Here is a 17,540-nt window from a genome sequence, read left to right as displayed (position 1 = left end):
AAGGAGTTTTCTATGAAGAAATCACGATATACAGACAGCCAAATCCTGTCGATCTTGAAACAAAATGAAGCAGGGGCACTGGTGCCAGACTTATGCCGCGAACACGGCATGAGTAATGCGACGTTCTATAAATGGCGATCCAAGTTTGGTGGCATGGACGCGTCACTGATGAAACGAATGAAAGAGCTTGAAGATGAAAATCGGCGCCTCAAAAAGATGTACGCTGAAGAAAAACTCAAGGCTGAGATTGCCAGAGAGGCCATTGAAAAAAAGTGGTAAAGCCATCCCGAAGACGAGAGATGGCGCAAAGATCAGTATTTCAGAACAAGGCTAATATCAGAATTTCGTGTGCGGTATTTTCTATCAGTGAAACCTGTTATCGCTATCAGGCCAAACTGTAATCCCCCCATTTATAACCGAAGTTAAAAGTAGAGGTTAAGCTGCATCCAGTAACTGTCTAGGTGGTATGCCTCCAATTGCCGTATGCGGACGTTCATTATTGTATGTCCAAAGCCACTGCGTTGCCAATAATTGAGCTTGCTCAATGGATTCAAACAGATTTAAATCTAACCATTCATGTCGAGCTGTCCGATTAAATCGTTCGATATACGCATTTTGAGTGGGTTTGCCAGGCTGAATGTAAAGTAACGTTATTTGCTGTTTTATTGTCCAGTCTTTCAGGGTTTGGCTGATATATTCGGGACCGTTATCACAGCGTATAGCTAATGGTTTACCTCGCCATTCGATGATGTGTTCGAGCGAGCGTATAACCCTTACGCTTGGCAATGAAAGATCAACATCAATGCCGAGCCCTTCACGGTTAAAATCATCAATAACATTGAAAGTACGGATGCTACGGCCATCATTTAATTTGTCACTCATAAAATCCATCGACCATACTTGATTGGCAGCATCAGGTACGCTTAAGGCCTCCGGCTTGTCTCTTTTAATGCAACGCCTTGGCTTGATGCGCAAGTTCAATTCCAACTCCCTGTAGATGCGGTATACACGCTTATGGTTCCAGCCGTAGCCTTTGATGTTACGGAGGTATAAAAAACACAGGCCAAAGCCCCAGCGCTTGTGAGTGGTGCTTAACCGCAATAACCAATCGGCTATTTCGGCATTTTCATCAGATAGTTTGGCCTGATAGCGATAACAGGTTTCACTGATAGAAAATACCGCACACGAAATTCTGATATTAGCCTTGTTCTGAAATACTGATCTTTGCGCCATCTCTCGTCTTCGGGATGGCTTTACCACTTTTTTTCAATGGCCTCTCTGGCAATCTCAGCCTTGAGTTTTTCTTCAGCGTACATCTTTTTGAGGCGCCGATTTTCATCTTCAAGCTCTTTCATTCGTTTCATCAGTGACGCGTCCATGCCACCAAACTTGGATCGCCATTTATAGAACGTCGCATTACTCATGCCGTGTTCGCGGCATAAGTCTGGCACCAGTGCCCCTGCTTCATTTTGTTTCAAGATCGACAGGATTTGGCTGTCTGTATATCGTGATTTCTTCATAGAAAACTCCTTTATTTCATTATAAGAATTTTCTACTTAAAACTCCCTTGGTTTTTTGGGGGGATTACACAACATTGTCTATAACGCCTAAACTCTAATTGATGCCATTTAAGCATTCTAAATATTCATCGAGCATTAAAAGTGTGACCTGCCTCATGTTTTAACTTTAAAGCTGATCTATAGTTCGTTAAAGAGCGTGAAGATGGTAGTTGAATTAAATATTGAGATTTATGAATAACATTAAAGAATTAAAGTACTCATGTTGAACATTATAAAGGATCAGGAAAGTATGAATAAAAGAAATACAAAAAAGTTATTATTAACCCTGATATCTGTCACAGTATTGATGTATGGCTGCTCATCTATCAAACCCAATCATAATATAGTTAATGAAATTAATGCCGATTTTAAAAATAACCCTACCGCAGCTGGGGGAAAAATATATTATGCATGTGATTCAGGCGATGACAATAATTCAGGTACATCACATCTGGCCCCTTTTAAAACAGCCTCTCGTGCTTTAAATGAATTCAATAAAATGAACGGTGGTGATAGTGTTTTGTTTTGTAGAGGAGGCAAGTTTCCTTCGCCGAATCGAAACACGCTCTTTAATCAAAAATGTAGCGCAAACTCAGTGTGTACTATTGCTGCGTACGGAAACGGCAATAGACCTGAAATCATTTCAACAGGTAGCCCTGCAGCAATAAATTTCACAGATGGGGGTGCACCGTCCAGAAGCAGTGGTTACTTGGTCAAAGATTTGGTTTTAATGTCGGATGGGACAACCTTTGCGGGTGTCAAATTCTTTAATGACGTTGATGATGTGACACTTGAAAACTTGCACATTCAAGGGTTTGAAATTGGTGTATATTCTGCGGGAGCTAATGGTACAACGTCTGATGCTAATGGTACAAACGATAGAATAATTCTTAGAGACTCTACGATAATTAATAATAGTGCTCAAGGTTGGCTCGGTGGTGGAGTTAATGTGCTTATTGAAAACAATATTTTTGAAAATAACGGTTTCGCTAGAAATATATTGAACCATAATATTTATCTTTCAGGTAAAGCACCATTTGTGACCTCAGATGTAGTGGTTCGAGGCAATTCATTATATAAATCGGCTGTTGTGAATGGCAAGTGTCAAGGCGTGTCGTTAGTTGGCCATGGACTAATGAATAATGTTCTCATAGAAAATAATATAATTATGGAAGATGAAGGTACTGCGGGGCTAGGTTGCTGGGGAATATCTATTGATCCAGGCTACTCATCAGAAGAGGAATTTAATGGTATTACTATTAAGAGCAATACTATCTTGAACCTCGGTGGGAAGGCCATCGGTTGTGCATCATGTGTAGATCTGTTAATTACTCAGAATACAATCATTGATCCCTCTGGTTCTTTAAGTGCAGGTATACATGTACCTGTTAGATCGGAGGATGCAGTAAAATCTAGAAACGTTACTATTTCAAACAATAACGTCTTGCTTGGTGGGAGTAATGCTTCAGGGGTTCTAGTACAAGGAAGTAATCAATTTAATGTGACAAATAATAGAATAGATCAACCCTCTTCTTCTTCTGCTGCTTGTGTAGCTAAAAGAGATGCTAACGAAAATATAGATGTATCTTCAAATACCTGTGAAAAACGTACATCTTCTTCGATTATTGATGCTGCTGTGGCAAATGTTGTAGTATATCCTCGGCCAACAACTGAACCAATAACTGAACCAACAACTGAGCCAACTCCTGAGCCAACTCCTGAGCCAACTCCTGAGCCAACTCATGGGCCAACTCCTGAGCCAACTCCTGAGCCAACTCCTGAGCCAACTCCTGAGCCAACTCCTGAGCCAACTCCTGAGCCAACTCCTGAGCCAACTCCTGAGCCAACTCATGGGCCAACTCCTGTAGATGATAGTGCGTCTGACCAAAGCTTGGTTGATAGCACCTCAAGACCTGATACTGTGATTGTCGATGATTCAACAGCTGGAAGTGATTTAAACGGTACTGTTGTCCCAACTACTGGAGAACAACAACCCAGTGAGATAGCGTCTGTTAACTTAGATGATTATCAATGTACTACAGCTGACTCTCTTGGGCATAAAAAGTGTTCTTATGTAAATAGAGGTACAGCTGATAAAAAATTCATTAGAAAGTGTCGAGCTGTATCACATGATGGACGTTGTTTGTTACGGTAGATTTTGACGTATTTCTATTCTAGAGCTGCAAAAGCAGAGATAGAATAAATCAATCTGGATCGAAAGGCATGTCTTTAAAGACATGCCTTTTTTATTATGGGGGGATTACATTAGAGGAAATGCAGTGATTATTAAACAGTGCTCTATTTTAAAATCAACCATGGTGAGATGATTTTTTCGTTTAGAGTAATCGTATACTCATTTTTTATATAATACGTTTTCAAAGGATTATGATGCGAGTCGGTGATCTCAAATAACCTAAGTCCAGCTTTGGCTCGAATTGTTATCTTGCCAATAATTGGTTCCGATATAAAAGGGAATGATTTCTGTTTTGTAGGGGAGCTACGTGCAACCTTTGATATTAATATTTTATTAGATTGATCTAAAGATAGGTCGTCAATGCTTTGAATCGCAATCACCGCCTGTTCAGTATTTATACTAAATGAGGTATCCTTTAAAGTAATCAATTGGCCACCAATTTTCCCTGATGCAATCTGAGACTTTTCAGTATTAACTAAATGAATGCCGTTGCCCCAATCCCTTGATAATTCGTTTGTATCAGATATAACAATATTTTGCTCTGAGGGTATAAAGTCTATATCAAGGTCACTTATAACATGCTGTGAACTAGATTGTTTATTGTAACTAGCCTCCATTCCCTGTTCGTATTCTTTCAACCAAGGTAGAGATGAGCCATAAGGTAGGTCAATGTTTATTTTGCTTTTTTCAACCAAGGTGCGCAGAGTTTTGGAGGTTGAAGGGTTAATGGGTTTGCCAAAGAAAGTGTTTTTTTGAAGTCTAATATGGAATGTATTTTTTGCTTCCGAAACATGTTGTTGGCGATACAATAAAGCACTTGCCGGCATCATTGCCATAAGTGCTGGATCATTATACGTAGAGTAATTATGTCCTTTTCCAGCGGTGTTGAGAGGGGATTGCCCATAGCCGTATAACATTAGTGAATCCCAGCCTTGTAAAGAGGCGACACTGGCTAGCCAAACTGGAATAGTGAAGCGATCAACAACAGGAAATTTTTCAACATTCCATTCAGTTACTGATAGGGGCTTGTTGGTTACTTGCGCTGCACCGATCCAAGATAGCAACCCGGCTTTATGTCGAGGGTTGAATGATAGCTCTCCTTTTCTTCCGTAGCTATGAACATCAATAATGTCTCCATTGGTTAAGGAGGGTAAGCTAGCCAAACTCATATGGCCCCAGCTACTGCCAGTAACAAGTGTGTTTTTAAGGCCTATTCCCCGTAAGTGGTTTAACATTTTTTGGTTATAGCGGTGCTCGGCGTCATTTAGGTAAATCTTTGGTGCGCCATATTCCCAAGCGCGCCAAGCTTTTTTGGGGTCAAGCCCCAAACGTTTAGACGCAAGGTTAACGTCAGTATTATAAAGTTTATTATGATTCGGAGTTTTTTTATCTGGTAGTAAGGCGTTACCAAAATGATGTGTTAAATCATTTTCGTTAATAAGAAGGATAGATACAATAGCGGGATCATCTTTATAAGCAAGTTTAGTAAATGGGTTTACATGGCTTAAGTAGGTCGTATTGAAACCCATCATCCTTTGTTGAATTGATTTATTGTAGTAATTAAAGCCTCTAAGTTGATGGGAAGGTTTTTTTTTGGCTATTTCAGCAAAGTTATCTATGCCATCATTTTGGGTATAATGTCTACCTACTTGTAGATCTAACCAAATATAAATGCCTTCTTCTTTTAGGCACTTTATCCACCAATCAAGCTTTTTAAAGGACTCGGCATTAAGAGACAAGGTGCTGTGATCTGCATGTTTAAAAATATTAGGTTTAACCCACTTAGAGTCATGATGGTGAAAACGTATCAAGTTAAACCCAAGACGTGAGATTCGTTTGGCTTGCTTTTTTATATTAGAATCACTGGTTCTAAATAAAGTGTGGGCTTGAATATTTGCACCCCAAAATTTCACAGGGGTACCATCTTTAAATACCAGTGAATCACCTGCAGAAGATAAAAATCCGTGTTTGCCCGCGGGTATGTTGGGTGAATTCAAGAAAGAAATATCAATAGGTGACGAATTCCAACGAAGTTGGTTTTTATACCATTTTGGTCGTGAAGCTTTTGGGGTTTGAGCTGTAGGGGGTAATGTGTTTATACTAGGAAAATCTCCTTTTCCACCAACAAACTGCTCAGCAGCAGCTACACTTGGGGGGTGAGTAAATAAAATAAAAATCAAGGCGAGAAGAATGGGGTTTTTCATAGTGATATTTAGAACCAAAATATAGTGAGTAAGGCATACTTTAAGCTATCATACTGCGTTTATCGTAATCTATCGATTAACGCTCAGAGGTATTAAACAGATAATGGGAAATGGATTTGCCTATGGTGTATTAGCGATATGGCCATTGATCGCTATTTATTTATATCGGGTCAAAAGTATTCAGATTGCCACTTTGTGGACAATATTGGGTGGCTTTATGTTCTTGGCTGTTAAAACGGAAGTTGATCTCCCTATGATTCCTCCATTGGGTAAACATACCGTCCCAGTTGTTTCTGCTTTGCTCGGTGTTTGGTTTGTAAAAAATAAGCGGATATCCTTTTTTAAAGGGCTTGGTAAAATAAAGTACCTTGTGATTTTGTTTGTCTCAGTACCGTTTATTACTGCTGGGCTCAATGGAGAGGCGATTGTAATAGGCGGACGTTTTTTTCGAGGATTGAGTTATTACGATGGTTTGTCAGCAGTTATTAACCAATGCTTATTAGTGATTCCTTTTTTCATTGGTCGAGCATTTTTTAGAACATATGATGATCAATTAATAATGTTTAAGGTGCTCCTAGTTGCGGGGTTACTTTATTCATTACCTATGTTATATGAAGTAAGAATGAGCCCCCAGTTACATAGGTTGGCATATGATTACTTTCCACACAGTTTTCTACAACAAAAACGTTTTGGTGGGTTTCGTCCTGTTGTTTTTATGGGGCATGGCTTGCTTGTTTCTTTCTTTGCTTTTGTTGTGCTAACTTCTGCCGTTACATTATGGAAAAATAGGGTGAGGGTTCAAAATCTTTCGCCTGCGATCTTAAGTTACTTTTTTGTTGTAGTTTTAATTTTGTGTAAAAGCGTTGCTTCTATTTTCTATGGTTTATTTGCCTTTATTGCAATTAAGCGTACCAGTTTCAGAACTCAATATAGAGTAGCGATTTTTTTGGTGATTTTGGCAATGCTGTACCCTACAATGTCCATTTTAAAAGCTTTTCCACATCAGGCATTAATTGATGTGGCTACATCAATAGATAGTGGTCGAGCAGAATCTTTGCAGTTTCGCTTTGATAATGAAACTACTTTATTGGAGCATGGGCGAGAAAAGTTCTTCTTTGGGTGGGGAGGTTGGGGCCGTAACCGTCTACACGATGAAAATACTGGAAAAGACATATCAGTGACTGATGGGCGTTGGATTATAACTTTTGGACAGTTTGGGATTATGGGCTTTATTGCTGAATTTGGGCTGTTAGCTGTAACTGTCTTTCGCGCCTATGAGGCATCAAAATTACTAAAACATGAGTCAGAAAAAATACTGCATGCGAGTCATGCTTTATTGGTTGCGATAATTATGATTGATCAGCTGCCAAATGCTTCGTTGGCACCATGGTTATGGCTAGTGGTAGGTATTTTATTAGGCAGATCTGAAGAAATTATTTCTAAGGATAAAGACAAGTTAGTAACACTGCAAACCAAATAATGGTGGTAACACTAAAACAGCGTGCTGTTCGCTCAGGTAACTGGGTCGTTTTTGGGCATATAACATCTCAAGCTCTTCGTTTAGGGGGTAACTTGGTTTTAACTAGGTTGCTTGTGCCTGAAATGTTCGGAGTCATGACAATTGTAACCATAATTATGGGTGGCTTATCGATGTTCTCTGATGTCGGGTTGTTGCAGAATATTGTTCACAGCAAACGAGGAGAAGAGCGGGAGTATTTAAATACAGCTTGGGCAATTCAAATAATCAGAGGCTTTCTAATTTTTGTAATTGCTTTGTCATTAAGTTATGGCTTATTTTTTCTAGGAAAAGCAGGGTATTTGTCGGCAGATACGGCATATGCAAATGTTGATCTGCCTTTTATATTAGCGATTGTCTCTGTGACCGCTGTTATCTCGGCATTTAATTCAATTCATATGCTGTTATTAAATAGAAAGCTTGTGATGGGGAAGCTAATTGTTATTGAGTTAATTAGCCAATTAATAGGGCTTGTTTTTATGCTTGTTTGGGCCTGGTATAAACAGGAAATATGGGCCTTAGTTTTTGGTGGTATTGTAAGCGCAATTGTAAAAATGGCCTTGTCACATGCTCTAAAGCTAGGGTTTCGTTGTCAATTGTGTTGGGAGAAAGAAGCAGCGCATGAGATTTTCCATTTTGGAAAGTGGATTTTCTTATCATCAATCCTAGGTTTTCTGTTGGCACAAGGTGATAGGATTTTACTTGGTCTATGGATAACACCTGATGCTTTAGGTGTTTACAGTATCGCATTTTTTTTGGCAATGGCCTTAAAAGAGATACTTAAAAAAGTGGTAGCTTCTGTTTTTTATCCTATGTTGAGTGAAGTTGCTAGAAATAATCCAAGTAAATTAAAAGGTATTTATTATAAAATCCGTTTGAAAATAGACTTTATATCAATGTCAGCTGCAGGCCTTATGTATAGCATGGGGCATGTAATAATTGATGTGCTCTATGATGATAGGTATCAAGAGGCGGGATGGATGATTGAGGTGTTGTCGCTTTCAATTATTTTTATTGGTTATAGCATGGCGGGAGTCTGCTTAATGGCTAAAGGATATGTGAAAAGTACAACCTGGCTAATATTGATTGCGACAGTATTTTTATATATTAGCGTGCCCATTGCCTATAATTATTATGGGATTTATGGAGCCATTTTAATGATTTCTTTAAATTATGTTATCGATATACCAAGTACTTTTTATATGTTGAAAAAACATCAGTTATTAGATCTTAAAAATGAATTTAGGATGCTGCCTATTTTATTATTGTCGTATGCTCTTGGAGAATATTTAGTGTTTTTTTTTGAAGCTTGGGGTTTACAGTGATTAGGCCTACCGTTTCAGTGCTAATGCCTGTCTACAACACCGAAAAATATTTGAAGGAAGCAATAGATAGTATTTTATCGCAGTCATATAGAGATTTTGAGTTTTTGATTGTTGATGATGGCTCTACTGATGGTTCACTGGATATTATTCAAAATTCTGCAAATAATGATCCGCGAATTAAATTTGTTAGTGAACCAAACAAGGGAATATGTGCTACTCGAAATCAGCTAACTACTTGGGCAAGTGGCCAATACCTAGCATGGATGGATTCAGATGATATTTGTAATTTAACTAGACTTGAAAGACAAATTGAATATTTAAAAAATGATACTAGTTGCAATGTAGTTGGTTGTGGGTCTTACCTTCTTGATGACGATGGCTTTAAAATTTGTCGTTGGATAACTCCTCAATCACATGATGAAATAGATTCCTGGCATATAAGTGGTAATGGAGGTGCAATTATCTTCGCTTCGACAATGATGCTTAAGTCTAGTGTTGAGCAAGCAGGTGGGTTTAATGAACAGCTGACTGGAGCAGAAGATCTTTGTTTACTCTTGCGGCTTGCTGAAATAGGGAAAATTGAGAATATTAGTGATGAGCTTTATTTTTACCGTCAGCATATTGAAAGTATTTCACATAGTGCCAAAGTAAAAATCAAACTTGATACGCAAACAGTAGTAGATGCGGCAAGGGAGCGGCGCGGCTTGTCTTCTTTTACATTGCCCTGTAATGATAAAGAAAACTCACGTTTCGATACTTATATTAAATGGGGGTGGTGGGCATTGGCTGGGAAAAATATATTAACGTCTAGGAAATATGCAAAAAAAGCAATTTTATTAGCACCTTATAAAGTACAAGCGTGGAAGTTACTTCTTTGTAGTGTTAGAGGGTATTGATATGAAAATTACTTTTGTTGTTCCAGAGTTGAACTTAACTGGTGGACTTAGGGTTATTTCAATTTATGCCGACCTATTATCTAGGCGGGGGCATGAGGTAACTGTTGTGTCACCAAATGAAAGAGCCCCAACTTTAAAAGAAAGAATTAAATCCTTCTTAAACTGGAAAGGATATAAGTTTAAGAGAGGGTTTGATCAGTCATTTTTTGAGGGTGCAAATCACACAGTAAAAGTAATAAAAAATGCTGGAGAGGTAACGGCGAATGATGTTCCTGATGCCGATATTATTATCGCAACATTTTGGATTACCGCTGAATGGCTAGCTAAGTACCCCGAGTCTAAAGGAAAAAAAATATATTTTATACAGCATCATGAGGTTCATGAGTGGCTACCAGTTGAACGTGTTAAAACTACATTTAAGTTGCCTTTTAAAAAAATAGTGGTCGCACAGTGGTTAGCGTCTACGTTAGAAAATGAGTATCAGCAGAGTAATGTTGCTGTTGTAACTAATGCCGTAGATCATAAACTCTTCCATGCGCCAGCACGACAAAAGAATATGAAAGTGACATTTGGTCTAATGTATTCTGGCCGGGAATATAAAGGTAGTCGCATAGCGTTTAATAGTTTAAATCAATTGAAAAAACAATATCCATTTATAAGGGTTGTGGCTTTCGGTTTAGAAGCTCCTGAAAAAGTTATAGGGCTGCCTGAAAGTGCAGAGTATTTCTCGCAACCAAATCAAAATCAGATTCGAGACATATATAGTCAATGTGATGCTTGGTTATTTACCAGTAGTTCTGAAGGGTTTGGCCTGCCAATACTTGAAGCTATGGCGTGCCGTACCCCCGTTATAGGAACTTGTTGTGGTGCTGCTCCGGATTTATTAAGTTCAGGGGGAGGGATATTGGTTGATATCGGAGATCATGTTGGGTTGCAATCTGCGATGGAGGAGATTTGCGATATGAAGCCAAAAGATTGGTCAGTCATGTCCAATAGGGCATATAAGGAAGCGCTTTCTCACGACTGGGGAGAGAAGGCTGCACAATTTGAACAAGCGATGTTAGTAGAATGATAAAAAAAGTAATTAGATGGTTTGCCTTTAAGACAGGTAAGTTCAAAAGTATTTACATTAAGTTTTGTAATCCATCAGGATCGGAGTATGCGGAGTTTGAGAAAAAGTGGGGGTGCTTTTATTCTATAGGCTTAAATTGTACCTTTTGGCCATATACAAATATCACAAATCCTGAATATACGAAATTAGGAAATAACGTAATGTTAACAGCGTGCACAATTCTAGGTCATGATGGTTCTATTGCTGTATTAAATGAAGCTTATGGTAAGAAATTGGATAAGGTGGGGAAAGTTGATATTAAAGATAATGTTTTTATTGGACATGGTGCAATCATCTTACCTGATGTAACAATTGGCCCTAATGCAATTGTAGCAGCGGGTGCTGTAGTGAATAAAAATGTTGCTGAAGGTTCTATAGTTGGAGGAGTGCCAGCTAAAGAAATTGGTAAGGTAGAAGATTTAGTGCAACGTCTAGAGGAACAAACAAAATTATTACCGTGGGCAGAACTTATTAATAACCGAGAAGGTGCATTTGATTCAAAATTAGAGCCAGCTCTTAAAAAAATGAGAGTTAAAAGTTTTTTTGGAGGGGAGGAAAAAAACCTACGAAAATGAAGGGGCTAGTAAGGGAGTAGTGAAGAGATATAAGAATATGTGGAAAATTAATTTGTATTGAGGGAAGAATGATAATTGTTTATTCTGATAATGGAGTGGGCTGGGGACCATTACTTATATGGTAAACCTAGCAACTCGTTTATTACATGCAGATTTAATAGTGATGAACTATGAAGAGCCAAGCTTTATCTCGAAGCTAGCAGCCATAGGACTTTGATCAAAAAATAAAAATAATGTTGGGTATGAAAAGCTTCTGCTGATTTGTTCTACTCCGCGTGAATTGAGTTTATTGTTGCAGTTGAAATGTTTTAGAAAGCGATTTAATTTTATTGCTGCTTGGGTTATAGATTCTTTTTGGGTGGATCGGATACCAAGATTTGCAAAATCTTCATCTTACTTTGACCATATTTTCATTACAACAGAATAAGATATTGAAAGTTGGAGTCGTATTACAAACACTGCAGTTACATGGCCACCATGGGGGTTCTGATGTGCTTCACAGAGGTAGTAAAAACTCCGCACGGAAATGGGATTGAGTTCGTATTGGCCGACAACCAATAGAATGGGATGATGATGTCACGTATAGGTTGTGTGCTAATAGACAGATTAACTTTCATGGACGGCCTGAAATGATTAATGACCCTCTTTGTAATCAGGAAGCATTAATGACATTTAACCGACAAGCAAAATTTATTCTAGTATTTTCAAATCTGAAACATATCAGCAGTTATACGCACCAAACTCGAGCCTATCTAACGGGGCGCTGGATGGATGCTCTTGCGTGCGGAGCTATAGTTGCGGGTATTGTCCCTAGTGAGCCTAGCATAGCTCGTCTTTTCTGGGATGGGGCAACCTTGGATCTAGAATCGACAGAAATTGAGAAGGGCCTAGGTGTAAATGAGAAAGAACTTAGTAATTGGACCGCTGAAAAAGCAACCTATAATTATAAGCAGTCACTAGAGTGTTTATATTGGCGTTGGCGTTTTATTGAGATAGCGAAGGTATTTCAAATTACACCGAAAAATCTACTAAACGAAATCTACTTGGTCGAGCATAAACTTAATGAGCTAAAATTTTAGATAGCTACTTTTTAGCTAGCTGCTATACTAATAATTCCATTGCTCTACAGAGCAGTGATAGGCTTTAATTCGCAAAATTAATTATTGTAGGAAGGGTGTTATGGCAACCGAATTAGATTTAAACGAGAGCATAGTTCTAAATGCAGTTTTTGCAAAAATTGATAAAACGGCTTTTTCATTATCTTTAGGTATTATTTTCTTTCTTTCCATGTTTTTGGTGACTGCAATTTCTATTATTAAAGGTAATGCATCAAACCCAATTGCGGGACCTGAGTTAGCAGCTCTAAATTATTATCTACCCGGCTATAACCTGTCATGGTATGGGAATATAATTGGCTCAGCATACATGAGCGTGATTGGAGCGATCTTAGGTTGGTTTTTCGGAGCTCTATGGAACCTTACCCATTATTTATATTTAGCGATATTAATGAATAAAATCAATTTATTCAAAATTGATTGATTCTTAACTTGGTTTTATATATTCAAAAATGACTTGACTATATATTTAGTCATTTTTTGAATTATAAACTAATATTTTATGGAGTTTGTTAAAGAAATGGATGATCAAAAAGAAAATTTAAACGTTGCCTTTCTGAATGCAGCAATTAGATTAAATTTAAAATTATTAAGTGTTGTTTTTGGCACAGTCTCAGGTTTATCCCTTTTTGTTGCAACATTAATATCTCATTTGAACGGTGGCGGGGACCTCTTAGGCTTATTAAGTGTTTTTTTTATTGGTTATTCGGTTTCTATTCCCGGTGCTTTTATTGGTTTTGCTTGGGCGTTTTTTGTTGGTGGACTATTTGGTTCTTTTCTTTATTTCACTTATGCCAGGTCCCTTGGTACTAAGATCGCTGATGTAATAAATGATAATCAAGAATCTAATATATTCTTTAAACCACAAATATTAAAGTTAGAAAGTCATTCAATCGCATTAGCTATAGGTTGTAGTGTCTCTTTATTATTAATTATATCAACTAATTTTCTAGTTTTTAGAGGTACTGCTAATGAAAGTGTCCATGCTAGTTTATTATCTTTTTACCTGCCTGGATACTCTGTCAGCCTTTTAGGAAGCCTTGTTGGTGCGCTTGGGTTGTTTACTATTACATATCTAATTTTTAGGGTTTTTTGTCTTGCGTATAATAAAATTTCAAATTATAGAAACAATGAAACACCAAGGCTGGTTTACTATAAACCAAAAACAAAAGAGCCCGAGAGACTAGAACCAGCTAAACATGTTTGTATTTTAGGTGCTGGTCCCGCAGGTTTGGCGACAGGTCACGAATTGAGTTCAAATGGAACCCAAGTTACAGTATTAGAAAGAAATGACTATGTCAGTGGTTTATGCAGGACAGTCGAAGTTGATGGGTATCGTTTTGATTTAGGTGGGCATCGCTGGTTTACGCAAAATGAAGAACTAAATAACTGGTTCCGTCGTTTAATGAAAAATGAAATTGTTATGGTAAATAGGGTTAGCCGAATTTACTATGGTGGGAAGTATTTTAATTATCCATTAAGTATCTCCGATGTAGTTACAAAAGCAGGTCCTTTAACCATATTTATTGCAGGTATTACCTTTTTTAAATCACTTATTGTTTATTCAGTATTTGATAAGCCCGTAATAAACATGAAACAAGCTTACACAAAGCAATTCGGCAGTAAACTTTATGAGATGTTTTTCAAAATCTATACAGAAAAAGTCTGGGGAAAGCCCTGTGAAGAACTATCTTCTGACTGGGTTAGCCAACGTAGCAAAGGATTAAATATTGTAACCATTGTTCGTGAAGCAATAATCCACAGCAAAAATAAGGTGATTAGTTTAGTCGATGAATTTATGTATCCTAAGAAGGGTTTTGCTAGGATTTGTGAAAGGCTTGCGGAGGATATCCTTGAAGTCGATGACAATAAAATTTTGTTAAATTCAACAGTTACCGAGGTCGTTTACCATGGGCCTCGTGACTTTGAAGTGATCTACACAAAAGATGGCAATAATTCATCGGTAAGGTCTGATTCAGTTGTTTCTACTATTCCGCTTGGTGTTTTAGCACAAATTATTAGGCCAGAAGCTAACCAAAAAGTCATTGATGCTGCCAAGAGCATGGAATTTCGAGACTTGATTACTGTTAATGTAATGTTTAAAAAACAACAGGTTTCAAAAGATACGTGGCTATATCTTCAAGACCAGGATTTGATTTTTGGTCGTTTACATGAGCCTAAAAATTGGAGCATCGACATGGTGCCTGATGATGACCACACGTCTTTAGTTCTTGAGGTTTTCTGTTCGGCTGGAGATGAACTATGGTCGTTAAGCGATGATGATGTTGCAAAACGTTGTGTAGATGACTTGGTTGATAAGTTGAACTTTGTAAAACGTGAAGAAGTCGATGGATGGGCGGTTATTCGCACGCGACAAGCATACCCAGTTTATGATTTACAATATGGTGAGAAAACAAAAATTGTAAATGATTTTGTTGCTAAATTTGAGGGCTTACATATTGCTGGTCGAGGTGGATCGTTCCGTTATAACAACTCTGATCATTCGATTGAAATGGGTTTAATGTTGGGTCGTAAGTTACTTGGTTTGCCTGTTGATCATATGGCAGTTAATACTGAATCGACTTACCATGAAGAGAAAAGCATGAGTGGTCCTCAACGAGATCACTATAAATCAAAGAAAATAGTTGTAGATTGATGTATTGCAGCATGTGTTTTTCGTTAACACTTCGTGACAGTAAGGGGTTGGTAATGTGTTGGCTTCTTGATTTCTTGATTTGACGAAATGGTATCTGAAATACGCGAAACCCTAAACGTTGCTATTGTTGGGGCAGGGTTGATGGGATGTTGGCATGCACAATATGCACTAAGCTCAGGCGCAAATATAGTGGCAGTCATTGACACTAATCTTAGTAATGCCAATAAATTAATTAAGAAAATTAAGCAAGGCAAGGCATATGCTGATATTGATTCGATGTTGCTTGAAGTTGTGCCTGATGTAATACATATTTGTGTACCTGTTGGAAATCACTTAGAATTAGCAGTTAGGTCTATTGAGGCGGGGCTTCATGTTTTAATGGAAAAGCCATTAGTGATTACATCTGCAGAAGCTATAAAAATACATAAGCTTGCAGAGAATAACAATATCCTAATTTGTCCTGTTCATCAGTTTTGTTTTCAGAATGGTGTGACGCAAGTTGTTAACCAGCTTCAAAATTTCGGGAAACCTCTTAGGATTGACTTTAATATTACTTCTGCAGGAGCAAATTCGAAAAGTCAGTTAAACGAGGTGATTGAAGATATCCTTCCTCACCCACTTTCTATTCTGCGCCAGTTATGGCCTGAACAATCTTTTAATTGTCATAATTGGGTGGTGCGACAAGTAAACGATGGAGAGTTGGTTATTCTGGGAGAATATAACAATATTATTCTGAATATTTATATAAGCATGTCAGCTCGGCCAACTATCTGCCAGTTTTCTATACAGAGTACAGTAGGGACTCTCCATGTTAATTTATTTCATGATTATCTAGTCAAAGAATTTGGGGGTGTTTCCAAGATTAAAAAGATTACACAGCCAATTTTCCTTTCTTTTAAAATGTTTAGTACAAGTGTCATTAATTTGATTAAACGTATTTTTATTCGCCAGCCTGCTTATCCTGGTCTGCAAACGTTAATAGAGGAATTCTATTTTGCTGTTATGGGGCGCAAAGTTATTCCCATAAATAGCACAGATAGCATTGATGTATCAAAAGCAAGAGATGAGCTGATATCAATGATGTCAGATAAATAAACCGATTATATAAGGATGTATAAATGAAAATTGGTATTGATGCGACTTGTTGGTGGAATCAACGTGGCTTCGGACGTTTCACTCGAGAGTTGTTGAAGGCAATCTTTACGAGTCCTGATAATCATCAATATTATCTTTTTGTCGATCAAGCTCCCGTTCCTGAAATGGTCAGAGATAATATTCATATTATTCAAGTCCTGCAGTCTAAGAATTTAACTGAAGCTGCAACCTCTACTAGCAGTCGCTCTATAAAAGATATGTGGATGTTTCGGAAAGCTGTTAAAGACTCGAATATTGATTTAATGTTTTTTCCAGCAGTTTACTCATGGTTTCCCACACCTTTTTCAGTTCCAGTTGTTGTTACATTTCATGATGCTATAGCTGAACACTACCCTGAACTTATTTTTCCTGATTGGAAAGGTAAGCTTTTTTGGGATTTAAAAGTTCTTCTTGCACGGTGGCATGCTAGGCGTTTTTTAACAGTTTCCCATGCGGCAAAAGAAGAGATAACGCGTTATATTGGAATTTCTGCTAACAAAATTGATGTGATTAGTGAAGCCCCAGATCCACATTTTAGGCCTATCGTGGATACCCCGCTATTACAGCAGGCAAGAAAAAATAACGGATTAAAAGATGATGCACGTTTGTTGTTGTATGTTGGTGGGCTGGCACCGCATAAGAATCTTTTAGGTATGTTAAAAGGATTATCAATAGCACTTCAAAATAGAGAGCTAGATGATATTCATCTAGTTTTAATTGGTGATTTGGAAGGTGCCGGTTTTCATTCGCATTATGAAGAGTTATGTGTCGCTATTAAGGATGACTCACTTTTACAGGACAGAGTACATTTTACAGGCTACATTAGTGATGAAGATTTAGTTGCATTATATTCAGATGCGCTAGCAGTTGTGATGCCTTCTTTTTCTGAAGGCTTTGGTTTGCCAGCTATAGAAGCAATGGCTTGCAATACGCCTGTTTTATCGAGTACTAGTGGTTCCTTGCCTGAAGTGGTTGGGGATGCTGGGCTTTATTTTGATCCTCATCAGCCTACTGAGATTGCGGATGCAATTGAGCGCTTGTCTACGGATAAAGACTTACAAAATGAGCTTAGGGAAAAAGCTAAATGTAGGGCATTAACCTTTACTTGGGACAATGCAGCAAAGTTAGCGCTTAAATACTTAGATGCGGTAGTTCATGACCACCAAAAATAAATTATTGAGCTGTTTACTCCTGAGTTTTGTTGGTAATGTAAATATGCTAAAAATTTCTTATCTAAGAAAATTTAATTAAGGTG

At 37.8% G+C, this 17,540-nt stretch carries 13 protein-coding genes and 1 pseudogene; 12 read left to right on the top strand and 2 right to left on the bottom strand.

The features are described from left to right. Positions 1-12: 12 nt before the first annotated feature. Positions 13-398: pseudogene (locus CYCME_RS07105) on the top strand (transposase); the annotation flags it as partial. Positions 399-435: 37 nt separating this feature from the next. Here CYCME_RS07105 and CYCME_RS07100 read toward each other — a convergent pair. After that, positions 436-1,520 (bottom strand): IS3 family transposase gene (locus tag CYCME_RS07100; protein WP_144276105.1). Its coding sequence is split into 2 segments (ribosomal slippage): positions 436-1,265 and positions 1,265-1,520, totalling 1,086 coding nucleotides; the frame shifts between segments, so codons are not numbered across the junction. A gap of 289 nt (positions 1,521-1,809) precedes the next feature. On the opposite strand from CYCME_RS07100, the gene CYCME_RS13095 reads away from it, so the two are divergent. Beyond that, on the top strand, positions 1,810-3,714 hold the full coding sequence (locus CYCME_RS13095) for an Outer membrane receptor protein, mostly Fe transport (RefSeq protein ID WP_020932629.1): 1,905 nt from the start codon (positions 1,810-1,812) through the stop codon (positions 3,712-3,714). Between the two features lie 143 nt (positions 3,715-3,857). On the opposite strand, the gene CYCME_RS07085 is transcribed toward CYCME_RS13095, so the two are convergent. Next, positions 3,858-5,957 carry a hypothetical protein gene (locus CYCME_RS07085; RefSeq protein ID WP_020932628.1) on the bottom strand — a complete coding sequence of 700 codons (2,100 nt, stop codon included), beginning with the start codon at positions 5,955-5,957 and terminating at the stop codon, positions 3,858-3,860. Between the two features lie 103 nt (positions 5,958-6,060). Between CYCME_RS07085 and CYCME_RS07080 the strand changes: the two genes are divergently transcribed. The 10 genes from CYCME_RS07080 (at position 6,061) to CYCME_RS07035 (ending at position 17,457) form a co-directional block, all read left to right on the top strand. Further along, the gene (locus CYCME_RS07080) at positions 6,061-7,437 is read left to right on the top strand and encodes a hypothetical protein (protein WP_020932627.1); all 1,377 of its coding nucleotides are present in this window, start codon (positions 6,061-6,063) and stop codon (positions 7,435-7,437) included. Next, positions 7,437-8,798 carry an oligosaccharide flippase family protein gene (locus CYCME_RS07075; RefSeq protein WP_020932626.1) on the top strand — a complete coding sequence of 454 codons (1,362 nt, stop codon included), beginning with the start codon at positions 7,437-7,439 and terminating at the stop codon, positions 8,796-8,798. Before CYCME_RS07080 ends, CYCME_RS07075 begins: the two co-directional genes overlap by 1 nt. Then, positions 8,795-9,694, top strand: a complete 900-nt coding sequence (locus CYCME_RS07070; protein WP_041932929.1) for a glycosyltransferase family 2 protein — start codon at positions 8,795-8,797, stop codon at positions 9,692-9,694. Before CYCME_RS07075 ends, CYCME_RS07070 begins: the two co-directional genes overlap by 4 nt. A gap of 1 nt (position 9,695) precedes the next feature. Beyond that, positions 9,696-10,766, top strand: a complete 1,071-nt coding sequence (locus tag CYCME_RS07065; protein ID WP_020932624.1) for a glycosyltransferase family 4 protein — start codon at positions 9,696-9,698, stop codon at positions 10,764-10,766. Beyond that, positions 10,763-11,380: an acyltransferase gene (locus tag CYCME_RS07060; RefSeq protein WP_041932928.1), complete on the top strand. Its 618-nt coding sequence runs from the start codon at positions 10,763-10,765 to the stop codon at positions 11,378-11,380. Before CYCME_RS07065 ends, CYCME_RS07060 begins: the two co-directional genes overlap by 4 nt. Positions 11,381-12,045: 665 nt before the next feature. Then, a complete protein-coding gene (locus tag CYCME_RS12825; RefSeq protein ID WP_144276112.1) occupies positions 12,046-12,459 on the top strand; it encodes a hypothetical protein in 414 nt (137 codons plus the stop codon). A 100-nt stretch (positions 12,460-12,559) separates the two neighbouring features. After that, entirely contained in the window at positions 12,560-12,919 is a 360-nt protein-coding gene (locus tag CYCME_RS07050; protein ID WP_020932620.1) for a hypothetical protein, read from the top strand. Positions 12,920-13,015: 96 nt separating this feature from the next. After that, complete coding sequence (locus CYCME_RS07045; protein WP_189244272.1) at positions 13,016-15,151, top strand: FAD-dependent oxidoreductase; 2,136 nt, start codon at positions 13,016-13,018, stop codon at positions 15,149-15,151. A gap of 87 nt (positions 15,152-15,238) precedes the next feature. Continuing rightward, entirely contained in the window at positions 15,239-16,246 is a 1,008-nt protein-coding gene (locus tag CYCME_RS07040) for a Gfo/Idh/MocA family protein (RefSeq protein ID WP_020932618.1), read from the top strand. A gap of 23 nt (positions 16,247-16,269) precedes the next feature. Further along, positions 16,270-17,457: a glycosyltransferase family 4 protein gene (locus CYCME_RS07035; protein ID WP_020932617.1), complete on the top strand. Its 1,188-nt coding sequence runs from the start codon at positions 16,270-16,272 to the stop codon at positions 17,455-17,457. The last annotated feature ends 83 nt before the right edge of the window (positions 17,458-17,540 follow it).

The organism is Cycloclasticus zancles 78-ME (genome assembly GCF_000442595.1).
GTDB lineage: Bacteria > Pseudomonadota > Gammaproteobacteria > Methylococcales > Cycloclasticaceae > Cycloclasticus > Cycloclasticus pugetii.
This window is presented reverse-complemented; position numbering and strand designations above follow the sequence as displayed.